Annotated in this window: 16 protein-coding genes; 7 read left to right on the forward strand and 9 right to left on the reverse strand. The window is 66.3% G+C overall.

Features of this window, described 5'->3' with window-relative positions:
• Nucleotides 1-12: 12 nt before the first annotated feature.
• The 5 genes from R2770_01935 to R2770_01955 are packed head-to-tail and all read right to left on the reverse strand — an operon-like array spanning nucleotide 13 to nucleotide 6,684.
• The gene (locus tag R2770_01935; protein ID MEZ5279205.1) at nucleotides 13-1,401 is read right to left on the reverse strand and encodes a hypothetical protein; all 1,389 of its coding nucleotides are present in this window, start codon (nucleotides 1,399-1,401) and stop codon (nucleotides 13-15) included.
• Between the two features lies 1 nt (nucleotide 1,402).
• Nucleotides 1,403-2,851: an FAD-dependent oxidoreductase gene (locus R2770_01940; protein ID MEZ5279206.1), complete on the reverse strand. Its 1,449-nt coding sequence runs from the start codon at nucleotides 2,849-2,851 to the stop codon at nucleotides 1,403-1,405.
• Complete coding sequence (locus tag R2770_01945; GenBank protein MEZ5279207.1) at nucleotides 2,848-3,906, reverse strand: ABC transporter ATP-binding protein; 1,059 nt, start codon at nucleotides 3,904-3,906, stop codon at nucleotides 2,848-2,850. Before R2770_01945 ends, R2770_01940 begins: the two co-directional genes overlap by 4 nt.
• On the reverse strand, nucleotides 3,903-5,660 hold the full coding sequence (locus tag R2770_01950; protein ID MEZ5279208.1) for an iron ABC transporter permease: 1,758 nt from the start codon (nucleotides 5,658-5,660) through the stop codon (nucleotides 3,903-3,905). Before R2770_01950 ends, R2770_01945 begins: the two co-directional genes overlap by 4 nt.
• Nucleotides 5,661-5,667: 7 nt before the next feature.
• Nucleotides 5,668-6,684, reverse strand: coding sequence for an extracellular solute-binding protein (locus R2770_01955; protein ID MEZ5279209.1), 1,017 nt, complete (start codon nucleotides 6,682-6,684; stop codon nucleotides 5,668-5,670).
• A gap of 154 nt (nucleotides 6,685-6,838) precedes the next feature.
• Between R2770_01955 and R2770_01960 the strand changes: the two genes are divergently transcribed.
• Genes R2770_01960 through R2770_01970 form a run of 3 tightly spaced genes read left to right on the forward strand, consistent with a single transcriptional unit; the run spans nucleotide 6,839 to nucleotide 10,580 of the window.
• Nucleotides 6,839-7,765, forward strand: coding sequence for an NAD-dependent epimerase/dehydratase family protein (locus R2770_01960; GenBank protein ID MEZ5279210.1), 927 nt, complete (start codon nucleotides 6,839-6,841; stop codon nucleotides 7,763-7,765).
• A complete protein-coding gene (locus R2770_01965) occupies nucleotides 7,762-9,447 on the forward strand; it encodes a lysylphosphatidylglycerol synthase domain-containing protein (protein MEZ5279211.1) in 1,686 nt (561 codons plus the stop codon). Before R2770_01960 ends, R2770_01965 begins: the two co-directional genes overlap by 4 nt.
• Complete coding sequence (locus R2770_01970; protein ID MEZ5279212.1) at nucleotides 9,444-10,580, forward strand: FEA1-related lipoprotein; 1,137 nt, start codon at nucleotides 9,444-9,446, stop codon at nucleotides 10,578-10,580. The genes R2770_01965 and R2770_01970 overlap by 4 nt, the downstream gene beginning before the upstream one ends.
• A 46-nt stretch (nucleotides 10,581-10,626) precedes the next feature.
• Here R2770_01970 and R2770_01975 read toward each other — a convergent pair whose 3' ends face one another.
• Both R2770_01975 and R2770_01980 read right to left on the reverse strand, forming a co-directional pair.
• The gene (locus R2770_01975) at nucleotides 10,627-11,589 is read right to left on the reverse strand and encodes an SDR family oxidoreductase (GenBank protein ID MEZ5279213.1); all 963 of its coding nucleotides are present in this window, start codon (nucleotides 11,587-11,589) and stop codon (nucleotides 10,627-10,629) included.
• 16 nt (nucleotides 11,590-11,605) lie between these two features.
• The gene (locus R2770_01980; GenBank protein MEZ5279214.1) at nucleotides 11,606-11,833 is read right to left on the reverse strand and encodes a hypothetical protein; all 228 of its coding nucleotides are present in this window, start codon (nucleotides 11,831-11,833) and stop codon (nucleotides 11,606-11,608) included.
• A gap of 328 nt (nucleotides 11,834-12,161) precedes the next feature.
• Here R2770_01980 and R2770_01985 point away from each other — a divergent pair, with 328 nt between their 5' ends.
• Nucleotides 12,162-13,313, forward strand: a complete 1,152-nt coding sequence (locus tag R2770_01985; GenBank protein MEZ5279215.1) for a carotenoid oxygenase family protein — start codon at nucleotides 12,162-12,164, stop codon at nucleotides 13,311-13,313.
• Nucleotides 13,314-13,351: 38 nt separating this feature from the next.
• On the opposite strand, the gene R2770_01990 is transcribed toward R2770_01985, so the two are convergent.
• The gene (locus R2770_01990) at nucleotides 13,352-14,032 is read right to left on the reverse strand and encodes a VTT domain-containing protein (GenBank protein MEZ5279216.1); all 681 of its coding nucleotides are present in this window, start codon (nucleotides 14,030-14,032) and stop codon (nucleotides 13,352-13,354) included.
• A gap of 70 nt (nucleotides 14,033-14,102) precedes the next feature.
• On the opposite strand from R2770_01990, the gene heR reads away from it, so the two are divergent.
• Both heR and R2770_02000 read left to right on the forward strand, forming a co-directional pair.
• Nucleotides 14,103-14,879, forward strand: a complete 777-nt coding sequence (gene heR, locus R2770_01995; protein MEZ5279217.1) for a heliorhodopsin HeR — start codon at nucleotides 14,103-14,105, stop codon at nucleotides 14,877-14,879.
• Nucleotides 14,880-14,924: 45 nt separating this feature from the next.
• The gene (locus R2770_02000) at nucleotides 14,925-15,332 is read left to right on the forward strand and encodes a hypothetical protein (GenBank protein MEZ5279218.1); all 408 of its coding nucleotides are present in this window, start codon (nucleotides 14,925-14,927) and stop codon (nucleotides 15,330-15,332) included.
• Between the two features lie 82 nt (nucleotides 15,333-15,414).
• Here R2770_02000 and R2770_02005 read toward each other — a convergent pair whose 3' ends face one another.
• Nucleotides 15,415-15,867 carry a TetR/AcrR family transcriptional regulator gene (locus R2770_02005; GenBank protein MEZ5279219.1) on the reverse strand — a complete coding sequence of 151 codons (453 nt, stop codon included), beginning with the start codon at nucleotides 15,865-15,867 and terminating at the stop codon, nucleotides 15,415-15,417.
• Between the two features lie 75 nt (nucleotides 15,868-15,942).
• On the opposite strand from R2770_02005, the gene R2770_02010 reads away from it, so the two are divergent.
• Entirely contained in the window at nucleotides 15,943-16,818 is an 876-nt protein-coding gene (locus tag R2770_02010; GenBank protein ID MEZ5279220.1) for an alpha/beta hydrolase, read from the forward strand.
• Nucleotides 16,819-16,879: the final 61 nt, after the last annotated feature.

The raw sequence follows: 16,879 nt of genomic DNA on the forward strand, positions 1-16,879 counted from the left end.
GGGCTCGAAGCGTCAGCAGGCAGCCCTGCGGTGCTCGGAAAAGGCCACTGCCGCAGCCAGCAACAGCGTCCACGTCAGCAACAGCAGGTCGTTGCTCGCACCGCCGGCGATGCCGTCGGGCAACAGCCCCTGGACCAGTCGATACGGCCACGAGGCGGTGTCGGCGAAGTCGACGATCAGGGTGCGGCGTTCGGTGGACGCCTCAAAGGCCAGCCACAGCCAGTTGACCGCACCCAGCAAGCCGAGGGCGGCAGCCAGCGGGAGGCGTCGGCGCACATCGGCCTCGACCCAGCCCGCGACCAGTATCAGTGCTGCCGGAAGCGCCACCACCAGTTGCCGGCCAGGTACCCACCACCCGTGCATGGTGAGGGCCACGAAGGTTGCGTTGAGCCACGCAACTCCCACCACGGCGGCGACAACAGTTGTCGGATAGCCCCTGTGTCGGCGCAACCAGTGGACGACGGCGAACGGCAACACGAGCCAAAGGGGGCTCCAGGCTGCGATGCCGAACTGCCGATCGACGAGCAGCCCAACCAGCCGACGTGTGCGGCCGACCGGGTCGGCCTGGGTGCCGACAACGCTGAACTCGCCGTCGCCCACAAAGTGATCGCCGGCGGCGTAGACGGTCCAGCCGCCATACAGCCATTGATGCGCTGCCAGGTACGCGATGGCGGCCAGAGCGGCGATGGCGGCAGCCGAAACAAGCTGGGTTCGATGGTTGCGCAGGCGCACCAGCAAGGCCACGCCCAAAACGGCAGCCACCGGCACGTACTTGACCGCCAACCACGGCAAAGCGATCACGGCTGCCAGCGTCAGCACCAGGGTCCGGCGCAGATCCGAATCGCAAGCCGTGCCGCCCGTCAGCCCAGCTATGCCTATCAGTACTGCTAGGCCCGCTGCCATCTCGGGGTAGACCTGGGTGCCATACGCGGCCAGGGGAATCGTGGTGAAGCCCGCGGCGACGACCGTGACGGCAACCCGCTTGGAGATCCCGAAACGGCTGTGCGCCAACCCGGCGGTCAGGGCCGCACAGCAAGCCGCGACCGCGGCCAACGCCACCTTGGCACCGACCCAGCCCGCCACGGCCATCGGAACGGCCAGAAGCGCTGGCAGCAGCGGGTCGTGGGGACTCACCTGACGACCGGACGAATCGAGCGGGTAGGTCTGCGGGTCGAGGGTCACCTCGTGATAGGGCAGGTAGGCGCGCCGTGCCAGTTCGTCGCTGATGTCGATGCTGAAGTCGTCGGCCAAGGACTGGGCGGTCAGCAAATACTGCGGCTCATCGGCCGAGGTGCGCGCCGAATACGTTGCCCTGGCGCCCAGGCCCGCCAACGCCGAAGCCAGCGCCAACAGCGCGACACCCAGCAGCCACAGGTGTCTGCGGCGTGGACGCGCCGCCATGTCAGTCCTCGACGACGAAGTGTTCGAAGCGGTCGAGGTGCGACGCCCAGGCGGCCGCATCCCAGCTGCCGTCGTCGCCGATGCAATCGACGGCCGACAAGCCCATGTCGACGACGTGGTGGAGGTTGTCTGCCACGGCCAGGCCCTGGCGGCCCAGCACCGTCACGCCGGTCGGGCTGTCGTCGGGTGAGGGGCGAAACCCGCCCTCGGCCGCCTGCTCGACGGTGACGACGGGATACACACGTGGCAACCGCTTGACGTGCACCGATTGGGGTTGTGCCGTCGGCAGGTCGCACGCGGCCAGCCCATCGGTGACCAGCTTGGACAAGTCGTGGTCTGAAGCAACCCACACGTCGTCTCCGACGCTGGCCGGAAGCTCGGCGCACAGCACCGTGCGGTCGTTCGCGTCTGGGCCGTCGCGATAGTTGCGGGGTTCGGACAGGCGGCTGAAGGCGACATCTGTGTGAGGCACGTAGTGGGCGTCGAAGGCCGTGTACTGCTGGGTGCTCAGCTCGAGGTAGACCAGCACCAATCCGCGCATGGCTATGTCGGTGGCGGCGGCGCGGGCCGGGTCGCCTGTCGCTTGGTGCATCGCCTGTGCCGACGCGGTCCACAGGACGCGACGCGCCGTCACGGTGCGCCCGTCCGACAACCGAGCCACAACCCGGCCGGTGCCGTTGCCGCCAACGGAGCCAGCAGCGGGTGTTTGGGACATCGAAGCGACCGCCACACCGGGGGTGATGGTGGCTCCCGCGCGCTCGGCTCCTGCAGCCAGTTCGTCGACGATCTGGCCGTATCCGAGGCGCGGATACAAAAAGGTGCGGTCGCTGGCGCGCCGGGCCATGGTGCGAGCCAGCTTCGAGGCCGAGTTCACCGAAACCCGCTTGTGTGCCAGTTCGGCGCTGAGGCTTTCGGGCGGCAGCCCCCACAGCTTCTGGGCCATGGGACCGTGGAAGTCTGCCAGCGCCGTGGGGCCCAAACCGGTGCGGATCACGTCGGCGTAGGACGTGTTGGCGCGCCCCCGGAGAGGCTTGGTGAGAACGTCGCGGGCAGACGAAGCCACGAAGCTTCGTGGCATGTTTGCGACCATGTCGACCGGCCTGAGGGGAAACTCGACCCAGCGGTCGCGCAGGCGCAGCCTGCCGTTGCGGCGGCGGATCTGCAGGTCAGGCCCCAGGAGTTCGTCGAGAATCAGGCGCACCCTGGGCGACATCGAGGGGTGCAGGCGGTGGCTGCCATGGTCGACCCGAATTCCGGCGACCGTGAAGCTCGCGGCCATTCCGCCCAGCTCGGCCGCGCTGTCGACGAGCTCGACGTCGAGCCCGCGCTTGGCTGCCTCGTAGGTGGCGGCCAGACCGCACGGCCCCGCGCCGACCACCAGGACGTCGACATCTTTGGAGTGTTTCGTCGGGTCGGCTGTGTGCTGGTGTTGTGCTTCGGGGAGCGTCACGATTCCTCGGCAATGGGCACTTGGGTGTGCCCGGCCACCAGCTCGACCGTTCCGCGGCAGCCCAGGTCGAGGGGCTCGAGGTGCGACCGGGCGGTGACGATCTCGGTTCCGTCGGCCAACGCGATGGTGTAGTTCCAGGTGGTTCCGCAGAACTCGGCACGGGTCACGCACGAACCGCCAGACGGATCGGGCCTGAACGAGACGTCATCGGGCCTCACCATGGCCAGCGAGGGAGTGGCCCCGTCGGCGGCGTGGCTGGCAACGGGGCCAAGGGTCGTGGCCCACCCGTCTCCACTTCGCTCGACAGGCAGGAACGAGGCCTCGCCCATGAAGGCGGCCACAAACCTGCTGCGAGGCTGATGGAACACCGTCGAGGGCTCGTCCACCTGTTCGATGCGCCCGGCGCGCATGATGGCTATGCGGTCGCCGATGGCCAATGCGTCGCTCTGGTCGTGGGTTACGAACACTGCGGGCGTGCGGGTCGAGCGAAGGGCCTCGATGATGTCGCGGCGAAGCCCGCCCCGGAGGTTGGGGTCGAGGCTGGCGAAGGGCTCGTCCAGCAGCATCAGCGTGGGGCGTGGTGCGAGGGCCCTGGCCAGGGCGACCCGCTGGCGTTCGCCTCCCGACAGTTCGTGGGGGTAACGATCGGCGAACCCGGAAAGACGCACCAGGTCGAGTGCTTCGATGGCGCGAGCACGCACGTCGCGCCTGGCCGCATCGCGGATGCCGAACGACACGTTGTCGATGACCGAGAGGTGCGGAAACAGGGAATGATCCTGGAACACCAGACCCACGCGACGCTTCTCGGGAGGCACCACATGCCTGGAATCGTCGACGATTTCACCACCGATGTGGATCGAACCAGAATCGAGCCCAGCCAGGCCACCGATCGAGCGCAGCAGGGTGGTTTTGCCGCAACCGCTGGGGCCGACAAGCGCCAGGATTTCGCTGCCCTCGAGCTGAAGGCTGACCCTGTCCAGAGCAACGGTGTGCCCGAACCGCTTGCCCGCGTCGTGCACACGCAGCGTTGGCGGATTGGCTTCGCTAGGGGTCACCGCTGTGCCTCGGGTTGGATCGGGTCGATCATCGGGGCTATCGCCCGTTCGGCTTTGGAACGAGATTCAAGGCTACGCGACAGAACCGCAACCGGAATCAGCGCCACCACCACGATCGCCAACGCGGGCAGCGCCGCCTGCTCGAACCTCGACTCGGAGGCGAGGTTGAACGTCCACACCGACAATGTGTCGAAGCCGAAAGGACGCAGCAGCAGCACGATGGGCAGCTCCTTCAGGGCGTCGACCGCCACCAGCACCATGGCGGTGAACACGCTGGTTCGGGTGAGCGGCAGGTGGATGCGTGTGGCCACACCCAAGGGGCGAGAGCCGAGGCTTCGCGCCGATGCGGTCATGTCGTCGTTTACCTGGCCCAGGCCGGCCTCGACCGCGTTGAGGGCCGGAGCCAGGAACCGCACCGAGTAGGCGTACACCAGGCCGATGAAAGAGCCCGTGGCTATGAGGCCCGGCAGCCCCAGGCCGATCTGTTCGAGCGAGTCGTCGAGGGCCACCAAAGCAAGCAAAACGCCGATGGCCACCACAGGCCCAGGTACGGCGTAGCCAACAGCGGTGAGCCGGGCGGCCATGGCCGTAGAGCGTCGGGCGCCAAAGCGAGCCGCGTTGGTGACCACCAGGGCAACCACGGCACAGATCGCGGCGCACAAGGTCGCAAGCTGCAACGAGTGCCACAAGAACTCGACGAATCGATCGGTGACCGGGGTGCCGTTGTCTGACGATGCGCGCTGCACGGCCCACGTGACCAACTGAACGGTGGGCAGAACAAACGACAGCGCCAACACAGACGAGCACGCTGCGAAGGCTGCGGCGGCCCGGCGACCGGTCAGGCGGCGGGGCTGGATGCCGCCGGCGCGTCCGGCCGCGGTTCCGAAGCGGGCACGTCCGCGCAACACCCGTTCGAGGCCGATGATCAACAGGGCGAACGCCAGAACGAGGGTGGCCAGCTCGCTGGCGGCGTCGCGGTCGAATGTGCCCCGCCAGATGCGGAATACCCCGACCGAGACGGTGTCGATGTCGAAGTACTGCACTGTGGCGAAGTCTGTGAGGGTCTCCATCATCACCACTGCGGTGCCGGCCGCGATCGCCGGACGAAGCTGTGGCAGGACCACCCGACGTGCGGCCTCGATGGGGCCCGCGCCGAGACTTCTGGCCGCCTCGTAGGAACTGCCGGCCTGGTCGTTGAGCGCCGCGCGGCTGAGCAGATAGACGTAGGGGTACAGCACCAGGCTGAACACGATGATGGCGCCTGGCATCGAGCGCACGTCCGGAAACCATGCATCGGCGCCGAAGGTGTCGCGCCACCACCCCTGGATGGGCCCGGTGAAGCCGACCACCGAGAGGGTGACGAAACCCAGCACATAGCTGGGCATGGCCAGCGGGGCTATCAGCAGCCATCCGAAGAGCTTCGATCCTGGGAAGCGATAGGCGGCGGTGAGCCAGGCCAGCGACACTCCCAGCACCAGGGTTCCGAGGCTGACGCCCACCAGCAGCACGATGGTGTCGCGTATCTGGCCGGGCAGCCGGGTGTCCCATTGCTGGCGCCAGACGTCGCCGCTGGGATCGAGGATGCTGGTGGCCAGGAAGGCGACGGGCGCCACCACCAGCAGGGCCGCAACCCACGACAGCGACGGCCACGACAGCGCGCTGACCCGGTCGGAGAACCCTGGCCGAACGCGGCTAGAGCGCTGCCGCTGCGGGGCAGGGCTGTCCAGGTTCAGGGTCGACGAGTCGGCGGCCACGGTCGATTTAGCGGTAGCCGGCTTGGTCCATGATCCGCACGGCCTCCGCGTTCAACCCTCCGAAGGTCGCCGCCGACAGGTCGTCGGTCACGAAGTCGGTGCCGAACTGGGTGGCGATGAGCGGTTCTGGCTGGACCTGCGGATTGGCGGGATATTCGTGGTTGCCATCGACGAACGCGCTTTGACCGTCGGTGGCAAGCCACTCGAGGAACCGCTGTGCCAGGTCGGGGTTGTCGGCGTATCGGGTGACACCGCCGCCCGAGATGTTGACGTGGACGCCCCGTCCGTCCTGGTCGACCCACGTGAGCTTCACGGGGAAGTCGGGGTCTTCCTCGAGCAGCCGGGCCAGGTAGTAGTGGTTGGTGATGCCCACGTCGCACAACCCGTCGGCTATGGACTCGAGGATGATGATGTCGTTGTTCAGGATCTGGGCGTTGTCGGCCCAGCCCGAGACGATGCGCAGCGCCTCTTGTTCGCCGTGGTGGGCGATCATCGCCGCCACCAGAGACTGGGTGTACACGTTGGACGAGTCGCGCAGGCACAACCTGCCCGCCCACTGAGGGTCGGCGAGTTCTTCGTAGGTCGTAGGAATCTCGTCGGCTGCGACGCGGTCTGGGTGATAGACGATGGTGCGAGCGCGCATGGTGAGCCCGAACCAGTTGCCTTCTGGGTCGCGCAGGTTCGCTGGAATTGCGTCGTTCAGCACCGCTGAATCGAGGGGAGTGAACAGCCCCTGCTCGGCCGCGACGGCCAGATTGCCGGCGTCGACGGTGAGGTACACGTCGGCTTGGGTCTCGTCACCCTCGGCTGCGATGCGTTCGCGCAGTTCGCTGTCGGTGCCGGTCAAGAACTCGACCGATATGCCGGTGTCCTCGCTGAACTGGACGAATGCCTGCTCGAGGTCATAGTGGCGGCCCGAGTACACACGAATCGTCTCGCCATCGCCGCCGCCAGAGCACGCACTGGCGACGGCGACCACGAACGCGGCCGCGGTGGCTAGCTTCAGCAGTTGGCGGTGTTTCACTTGGTGCGAATCTCCGGGTTTGGGGGGCGGGTCGCAGGGCGAGATCGAATCTCCCGACCAGGTGTTTGCGGTCGCTTGTTCAGCATGCTTAACATACGTCGCTGTGTTAGGTAATCCTAATCGAAACGGTAACCACCGCCTACGCACCGTTCTGGTGACGGGGGCTGCAGGATTCATCGGTTCGGCCGTGTCGGCTCGTCTGCTCGACAGTGGCTATGCCGTGGTGGGGGTCGACAACGGCTGCGAGCCTCGGCACGCCGCAGCCCGGGCGCGGCTCGATCGGGTCGAGTGGATAGCCGCAGACGTCCACACCGTCGACCTGGTCAAGCTCATGAGGCGGTGCGCTCACGTCGTTCACCTGGCGGGAAGGCCCGGGGTTCAGACCTCTTGGGGATCTGGCTTTGCCGGACACCTGCACGACAACACCCTGATGGCCCAGAGGGTGCTCGAGGCGGCAGCGGTGGTGGGCGGGACTCGGGTGCTGCTGGCCTCCAGCAGCTCGGTATACGGCGACATATCGGCGGGTCGGGCCGGTGAGGATTGGCCGCTGGTGCCGGTCAGCCCCTACGGGGTGACGAAGGCGGCGCTGGAGATGCTGATGCCGGCCTATATCGGCCGGGGAGTGCATGTGTCGGCGCTGAGATTCTTCACCGCGTACGGACGGGGACAGCGACCCGACATGGCGTTGAGCCGCATCATCGAGGCCGGTCTGGGTGGCGAACCGTTCGAAGTCAGAGGATCTGGGACGCAGGCCAGAGACCTCACCCACGTCGACGACATAGCGTTGGCCGTCGCGGCAGCCGTTCGCTCGCCCACACCGGCCGGGCTGGCGATCAACATCGGCACCGGCAGGTCGACCCGGCTCGACGAGCTGATCTCGATGGTGGGCCGACAACTGGGGGTTGATGTGCCCGTGGTCTCGACCGCGCCGGCGCCAGGCGATCCTGCACGAACCGCCGCCGACGTCACGCTGGCCCAGCGTCTGCTCGGCTGGTCTGCCAAGACCCAACTGTGCGACGGCATCGCCGACCAGATCCAACACCACACACCACTTGCTCGCGCCGCCAGGAACGTCGCGTGATCAGGCGATGGGCGACATCGAGGTCGACCAGGGTGGCCGCATCGGTGGCCGCTGTCGCCACTGCGATGGTGGCCCTCGGCCTCGTCGTTGCCGTCGATGGCGAGCTGCTGGCGGATGGTCTGCGATCGGGCGTCGGCGATGGGCCGGGCCTGGTTGCTATAGCTGCGGCGCTGTTCTGTGCGCTCTCGCTGAGGGCATACGCCTGGCGTCGAGTGCTGCCAGAGCTGGGGTTCGGCCATTCGCTTGCCGCCATCCACCTGGCCCTCGGCGCCAATCACGTCCTGCCCTTCCGCCTGGGGGAAGCCGCGCGGGTCGTGTCCGTCGTGAGGCGCACCCGAGTCGGTGTGGCCCGCGCAACCTCCAGCACGGTGATGCTGCGGTCGGCAGACTTCGTCGCCCTGGCCGTTCTGGGTGTTGTCGCCGCCCCCGGCCTCATCACCGATCAGCTGGGTCTGGGCGGGTTGGCCCTGCTGGCACTGGTAGCCGCGCTGGGTGTGGCCGGCGGTCACTTCCTGAGCGCCAAGAGCGGGCACGACCGATCGAGGCGACTTGTCGTGCCCGGCCCAGCCACCGTGGGTTTGGTGTTCGCGGCCTGGCTGGCCGAGGCGGTCGTCGTGTGGCGGGTGGCCCAATGGTTCGATATCTCCCTGGGTGCCAGAGAGGCCATCGCCGTGTTGGCCGCCGCAGTGGTGGTGCAGGTGGTCGCAGTGACGCCTGGGGGAGTGGGCACCTACGAGGCCGCCGGCACGGCGGCCCTGGTGGCAATGGGTGTTGAGCCTTCGACGGCCATCACTGCGATGGTGGTGTTGCACGCCGTGAAGACCGCGTACAGCCTGGCTGCCGGAGCGATAGCGGTATTCGTTCCCAACCCCACCCTCTTCGGCCGGGTGCGAATGGAGCGGTGCGAGGTGCACCGACCGGGTATGGCCGTCGACGTGGGCTCGGGGCCGGTTGTCTTGTTCCTGCCCGCATTCAACGAGGCCGAGCGGGTTGGTGCCGTCGTGGCCCGGGCTCCGTCTGTCATCGACGGTCATCGTGTCGAGGTGGTGGTCGTCGACGACGCCAGCCACGACGACACGGCCAAGGTTGCCGCCGACTCGGGTGCCACCGTCGTTTCGCACCCGCACAACATGGGCCTGGGTGCAGCAGTTCGCACCGGCTTCCGGCATGCCACAGCCCGTGGTGCTGTCGCAGCTGCGTTCTGTGACGCCGACGGCGAGTACGACCCGGCCGACGTCGCCGACCTGGTCAGGCCGATTCTGGCTGGCCGAGCGCACTATGTGGTTGGCAGCCGGTTCCGCGGCGACATCAGGCGGATGTTGCCCCACAGGCGCTTGGGCAACCTGGCGCTCACCCGTTGCGTGCGGTTCATGACTCGCGTCGACGTGTCGGATGGTCAGTCGGGGTACCGGGCCGTGTCGGCGGCCGCGCTGGCCGAGCTGGAGATCGCTCACGACTACAACTACGCACAGGTGCTGACCATCGACCTCGTCGGCAAGGGCTTTGGCTACCACGAGGTGCCCATCGGCTATGAGTTCAGGCGTTCCGGCCGCTCGTTCGTGCGCCTGGGCAGATACCTGCGCCAGGTCGTTCCGACCGTTTGGCGCCAGCTCAACTCGCCCGCGTCGGCATCGGCCATGCCTTCGCCGCAACACAACAACCCAATGGAGATCCCGGCATGATGCACACGTCCCGGCTGCGTTTGGCTTCGGCTCTGGTCGTATCGGTCTTGGCGCTGGCCGCCTGTTCCGGCGACGACGGTGCCACGGTCCGCGACCTCGGCAGCGAGGACTCGTCGGCCAGTGGTTCGACCTCGCGAAGCTCTAGCGCTTCGGCCAGCGCACCTTCCGGTTCCGATGTCGGCTCCGACGAGGAGGATGGCGGATACGCCTACGCATCGAATGTTTCGGCTCACCGCATGCTGGTGGCCGATCTGTGTCCCCTCGGCGACCTGCTGGATGCCGGTGAATTCGAGGCAGTGGCCGCGCTGTACAGAGACGGCGGCAGTTCGGTCAACTCGGATGGTTCGGTGCGCACCATCGCCGGATTCGCCACCAGCGAAGATCGCTTGCATGGTCTGGCCGACTATTACAGCGCGGCCACGCCACTGGACGACTTCGTCAGTGCTGCACTGGATGGCACCGGAATGTTCGAGTCGGAGAGCCAGGCCGTCAGGGCCCAGGCGGTCGAGAAGGGCATACGCAACCAGGCGATGATCGCCTGGTTGGTCCACGAGCTCGAGTCGGCTCTGGACAAGGCCCGCTCTGGCGACTTCGACGTGGCCGAAGGAGCAGTGCACAACTGGGACGAAGCCTGGGCGTTCTATCACGGTGCTGAGCCAGGCTGCGCGCCCTATGCAACAGCTAACAGCCGGGCGGGCAACTTCGGCACGGTCGCCGACGACGGAGCGACGGCGTTGGCCAACATCGACATCCTCGACGCGATGATCGCAGGCCGCGACGCGCTTGTGGCCCAAGACCTGGCCGGCGCCGAGGCAGCTGCCGCCGAGGTCCGGCGTGGTGTGTTCATCACCTACTCGCAGGCGGCGGTGCGCTACGCGAGCGTCATCGAAGCCGATCTGGCTGCTGACGACATCGCTGCTGCCGAGGAGCACCAGGCCGAGGGTCTGGCCTTCTGGAGGGTGATCGAGGCCTACGCAGCGCAGGCCGGTGCCGACGTAGCCACCGTCAACGCCATCTTCGATCTGGCGAACCCGCCTGGTGCCAACGGGTTCGGCGACGATGTACGCGCCGCCCTGGCCCCGGCCTGGCAGCAACTCGGAATCACCGAAGCCGACATCGGCACCCTGCAGTAGCAGTCGATCGGCACACTCAATCGGTGCAGTCGGCCGGTGCCTCGCCCTATGAGGTGGCCGGTCGCTTGCCGAAGTCCTTGAACGTGTCACCGATAGAGGTGGTGACCGAGGCCAGGCCATTCGTGCGGTTCGCCAGAAGTCGCGGTGCCATGGCGGCCAGGCCGTCAACCGTCCAGCGGCCGTCGGTGGCGATGATCTCGTCGTCCGACAGGCTCCACCCTCCGTACAGGCCCACCTCGTTGCCGCCGACATGGAAGACGCCTCCCGTGAACGGGCATCCCTCGGTGGCCAGGTAGGCGACCAGGGGGGAGACGTTTGCCGGATCGTAGAGGTCGAACTCGGCCGGGTCTTCGGGCGGCGCCACCACCTCGCCCAGGCCAGGCGTCTGCAGGGTCAGGCGGGTCCGCGCTATCGGGGCCAGGCAGTTGACCCTGACGCCGTAGCGCTGCAGTTCGCCTGCGGCGACCAGCGTCATGGCTGCGATGCCTGCCTTGGCCGCCGAATAGTTGAACTGCCCGAGGTTGCCCAACATCGCACCAGACGCGGTGTTGACGATGCTGGCGTCGACTGAGTGGCCGGCCTTCGTGCGTTCTCTCCAATAGGCAGCGGCCCACCGGGTGGGTACGAAGTGCCCCTTCATGTGAACCGCAATGACCGCGTCCCACTCGCCTTCGGTCATGTTGACCACGACGCGGTCGCGCAATATGCCCGCGTTGTTGACCAGGATGTGCAGGTCGCCGAAGGTCTCGACGGCCTGGTTGATCATTCCCTGGACCTGTTCCCAGTCGGTGACGTTGGCGCCATTTGCCACGGCTTCGCCGCCCATGGCGACGATCTCGTCGGCTACTTGTTGGGCCGCGGTCGTGTCGGCGCCGGTGCCGTCGGTTTCGCCGCCCAAGTCGTTGACCACGACCTTTGCGCCTTCGGCTGCCATCAACAGGGCGTGTTCGCGGCCGATACCCCGGCCGGCTCCGGTGATTATGGCGACTCTGCCGTCGAGGGATCCCATGGCATCCTCCTGCGCTTCAGCGGGCTGTTGGCGAAGAACCTATGTCAACCCGCGAAGTGGATGGAAGCCGGGATTCAGGCCTCAGCTGTCGGCGGCGCCGGTCGAGAACCACTTCGATCCAGAACGGGCCCAGGAATACCGCCATGGGTGACCATCGCCATCTCGACTCGCCCGGGGCGGCGAACAGCGCGGCACTTCCGACACCCAGCAACACCCACACTGCAAAGACCATCAGCTCGATCATGCGATAAGCCTCCTATAAGAAAGGTCTAAGAAAAGACCTATTAGAGAATGTCTATCACGGAGATTCCAGGCAGATCAAGGGTGTCCAGAACGAACATGGGGCTTCGAAGGGTGTGTCCAGGGCCCATAATCGTTTACGACGTCAACGATCAGGGAGTCGATGAGCGAGAACGAGCTTCCGTTTCATCTTCGGGGCAACTACCGACCGGTTACCGCAGAGGTCGAGGAGTTCGACCTGGGCGTCACCGGCAAGGTGCCGCCGGCGCTGTCGGGTTTGTACGTGCGCAACGGACCAAACCCGGTCTCAGGGGCGCTCGTCGCACTGGTTCGTGGGCGATGGGATGGTGCACGGCGTGCGCCTGGAGAACGGCAGGGCGGCCTGGTATCGCAACCGCTGGGTGCGCACCCGCCAGTTCGAGGACCCGACCCTGCGATCGATCTCACCAGACGGGTCCGTCGACCGCTCGGTTGGGGTCAACAACACCCACGTCATAGGGCACGCGGGCCGGATCTTGACCCTGGTCGAGTCGTCGTTTCCCGTCGAGCTGGACCACCAGCTCGACACCGTCGGGGTGCACGATTTCGACGGGGCGCTCACCACAGCCATGACCGCCCACCCCAAGATCTGTCCGCAAACGGGTGAGCTGCTGTTCTTCGGTTATGGCTTCGCCGAGCCGTACCTGACCTATCACCGAGTCGATGCGTCCGGTGCGCTCGTGCAAAGCGAAGAGATTCCGGTCGCAGGCCCGACGATGATCCACGACTTCGCCATCACCGAATCGAGCGTGGTGTTCTTCGACCTGCCTGTTGTGTTCGACATCGAGATGGCGATGACGGGTCGGTTCCCTTATCGGTGGGACGACGACTACGGCGCTCGGGTGGGAGTGATGCCTCGCGATGCGACGGCTGCCGAGCTTCGCTGGTTCGAGATCGAACCGTGCTACGTGTTTCACTCGGTCAACGCGTACGACGATGCCGATGGCTCGGTGGTCGTCGATGTAGCCCGCTATCCCGAGTTGTGGCGACGCGACTCGGCGCGCTTCGCCAACGACGCTTCACTGTGGCGCTGGCGCCTGGGACCGGGCGGAGCGGTCACAGAAGAACAGTTCGACGACCGCCCGCTCGAGTTCCCGCGCATCGACGACGCGTTGACCGGAGCCCAACATCGCTTCTCGTATTCGGTTGCCAGCTTCGGCGACGACAACGACATCTTGAAGGCCGATCATCAGACCGGTTCGGTGAGCGTGCACTCGTTCGGGGCCGATCGCATACCGGGCGAGCCCGTGTTTGTTGCGTCGCCAGACGCGCTGTCCGAAGACGATGGCTGGCTGCTGGCTTACGTGTACGACAAGGTTCGCGACAGCAGCGACCTGGTGGTGCTCGACGCACGCGACATGTCGGCCGAACCGGTGGCGGTGGTGGCCCTTCCCCAGAGGGTGCCGTTCGGTTTCCACGGCTCGTGGGTGCCAGACCAGGACTGACACAAGTCAGGACCGGCGCAAGTCAGGACCGGGGCAACTCAGGCGGCCAGCTCTGGTCTGCGCGAGCGCAGCCACCTCGACACCAACAAGCCCGCCGCGGTGAGCCCTATCGACAGGGCCAGCAGAGGCGCGTCGATGCTCGGCTGCCCGTCGGTCAGCGACTCGATCGAAGAGCCGAACGAGACGAAGGCGATCGTTCCTGCGATGGTTCCCAGGAACGAGGCCGCCATGAACGCTTTGAAGTCGAGCCCCAGCACGCCGGCGGCGACAGCCACGGCGTCGAACGGTGCGGCCACCAGGCGCAGCACCAGGGTGGTCTCGACCGGGTTGGCCACCAGTCGCTCGACCGCCCGCTTGCCTACGGGGGGCCGCAGCACGCGCCTGCCAGCCAGCAGTCGCGACGCCTGAAAGGTCACCGCGGTCGACAGGTTTGCGCCGATCGCCGTGTAGGCCACCCCGTAAACAGGCCCAAAGACGATGCCTCCCAAGATCGTCAACACCGACGCAGGGAACAGCACCAGCGGCCGAACCGCATAGATGGCGACGTACAGCAACGGTCCCCACCAGCCCGATGCCAGCAGGTCGCGCAACGAGTCGGCGGCCTCGGCAGGGCCGATGCCGCGGCTGCGCGAGATTGCAAGCCACGCCACCACAGCGGCGACCCAAAGCGCGGCCAGCACCAGCCGCGGCCACCGCCTGGTCTCGTCGCTGGGACTCATGCATCAGTGAACTCGCCGGCTCGGTCTCTAATTCCGTTTGGGCTGGAGCCATATGGGTATTACCCCCTCCATGAACCGAGCCCCCTCGACATCTGCTCCATCGACCGTCGGGTTGCGAAAGCTCAACCTGGTCTTCGGTTTGGTTCACCTGTTGTCCGGTACTGCGATGGTGGTGCTGGGTAACGACTTCGGTCTGTGGGTGACATCGACGTTTCTCGACGGCGTGCCCGGCGGCAGGGTCGATCCCGGCCGGCTCACCAACCAGTTCGAGGTGCCCCTCGCGTGGGGCACTGCCGCCTTCATGTTCTTGTCGGCGTTCTTTCATCTGCTGATTGCGTCGCCCATCGCCTTCGGCGCGTACCGCAACGAGATCACCAACCGACGCAACCGTTTTCGATGGGTCGAGTACTCGCTGTCGGCGAGCCTGATGATCGTGCTGATCGCGCTGCTGGTGGGCATCAGCGACATCGCTGCACTGGTGGCAATAGCAGGGGTCAACGCGGCGATGATCCTGTTCGGCTGGTTGATGGAGACCTCCAACGACCTCGAGGGCGCCGAGGTCAACTGGAGCCCGTTCTGGTTCGGATGTGTCGCCGGCGCCGTGCCCTGGGTGGCTGTGGGCATATATCTGTTCGGTCCGGGTGAAGGGGCCCCGACCTTCGTATACGCGATCTTCTTCTCGATCTTCGTCTTCTTCAATGTCTTCGCTCTCAACCAGGCCCTGCAGTACGCGCGGATCGGGCCTTGGAAGCGCTACGAGTTCGGAGAGAAGGCCTACGTGTGGCTGAGCATCACGGCCAAGAGTGTTCTGGCGTGGCAGATCTTCGCCAACACACTCGCCGCATGAACTGCGCCGCTCAACCACCGCGCCCGCACCACGAAAGGAGATCAGGTGGCATCGACCACCGAACACGAGATGAGCAAGAACAACACCAAGCGTCGCCCGCGGCGCAAGCAGCGCGGCCGCAAGGGTCGCGACGACGTCACGAAGGTGGTGCTTGATCTGCCGGTGGCCCAAGAGGTCATCGAGCTGATCGAAGACCGGCCGGGCGAGGCCGACGAGGACGCGCTGGACGAGGCGCTTGCTGCGCTGGAGGAAGCCGAGGCGCGGGTGCCAGCTGCCGACCAGGAGCGTGCAGCCAGGGGCGACGTGGTGGCCATCGAGATGACGTCGGACGCCGTCGATGCGGTGTCGAAGCTGATCGTCGAAGACCAGGAGACCAAGCCACGGGTGCTGAAGCGAGTTGCCAGGCGCCTGCGCGGCAAGCTGCAGAGTGCGAGGCACAAGTCGAAGGGCTAGCCGGCTTCTAAAGACCGAGGCGAGGCAGCCCGGTCGGCCTCTTCGGGACCCGCCGTTTGCCTCAGCAGCAACAGGCCGTCGATCATCGCAATGGCCGCGGCCGCCTCGCCCGCGGATCTGGCGCCGACTGGATGAACTCGGCTGCCCACGAGATCCACGCTTCGATCAGCTGGGGTACCAGCGATGCATAGGGCTCGCGGCCGGCGGCGGCCAGACCGGTGGCTTCGAAGAACAGTGCGAACACGGCATCGGCTTCGGGCTGAGAAAGCACGGGCCACGCCTTGGACGCCAATTCGTGGTGGTTCGTCGATGGCTCGGTGAACGCCTGTCCCAGAGTCACCTGCAGTTCGAGGCCCACGGCCATCAGCACCGCCGACACCAACTCGTCCTTGGACGGGAAGTAGTACACGACCACCCGATCGCTGGTGTCCAGCGTCTTCGCCACCCGTGCGAATGTCAGCTGGCTCAGCCCCGATTCGAAAGCGGTGGCCAGCGCGCCTTGGAGGATCTCTTCCTCCGTGTGCTTGTAGCCCATCGGGTGTTGATTGTAGTGGCCACTACGATTAGGGTTCGTAGTGCTTACTACAAACTGACTCGGAGGTACTTCGATATGACCCAGATGAACGCCGCTGAGGCCTCCGAGTTGTTCAGGGGTGCGCCCCATCAGATGATCGATGTGGGTGAGGGGCGGGTGGCCCATCGCAAGGTTGGAACGGGCCCAGATGTCTTGTTCGTGCACGGGTGGCCGGTCAGCGGAGCGACGTTTCGCACGCTCTTGCCCCACCTCGTCGAGCACGTGACATGCCACCTCATCGACCTGCCAGGGGCGGGATCGAGCGAGTTCGGCCCCGACACCGTTATCACCGTCGAGCAGCACTTCCAGAGCATTCGCCGCGTGGTCGACGCGTTGGGTGCCGACGAGATCGCCGTGGTCGGACACGACAGTGGGGGTCTCATGGCCCGCCACGCACTCGCCGGCGACAGCCGTGTGCGAGCGATGGCGCTGATCAATACCGAGACCAGCGGCGCCATCAGCTTTCGATTTCGTTCGTTCATTGCATCGCGACACGTCCCCGGCTTCGGCCGTGTACTCGGCTGGCTGGCGGGCAAGCCGTCGCTCAGGCGCAACCGGTTCGTGCTCGGCGACGCGTTCGCAGACTCGTCGCTGCTCGACGGCGAGTTCGATGAGTTCTTCCTGCGGCCGTTGCACGAGGAGCCGGCCCGGCTTGCTGCTGCCATGAAGCTCCTCGACTCGTTCGAGATGCGCCACGTCAAGGAACTGGCCGATGTTCACGGCCGCATAAACGTGCCCGTGAAGATGGTGTGGGGCGACAAGGATCCGTTCTTCCCGCTGCGTCACGCTCAGGCCATGGTCGGCACGTTCAGCAACGCAACTCTCGACGTCATCGAGGGGGCGGGACTGTTCTCGCACGAGGAGCGTCCGGATCGTGTGGCGAAATCACTGCTCGAGGTGATCGCCTCCTGAGATGTGTGCTGCTGTGGCTACTGTGGCCTCGGGCGGTGCCGCGAGGGCCCACAGGAGTCAG

Source organism: Acidimicrobiales bacterium (assembly GCA_041394185.1).
Taxonomy (GTDB): Bacteria; Actinomycetota; Acidimicrobiia; order Acidimicrobiales; family Poriferisodalaceae; genus JAAETH01.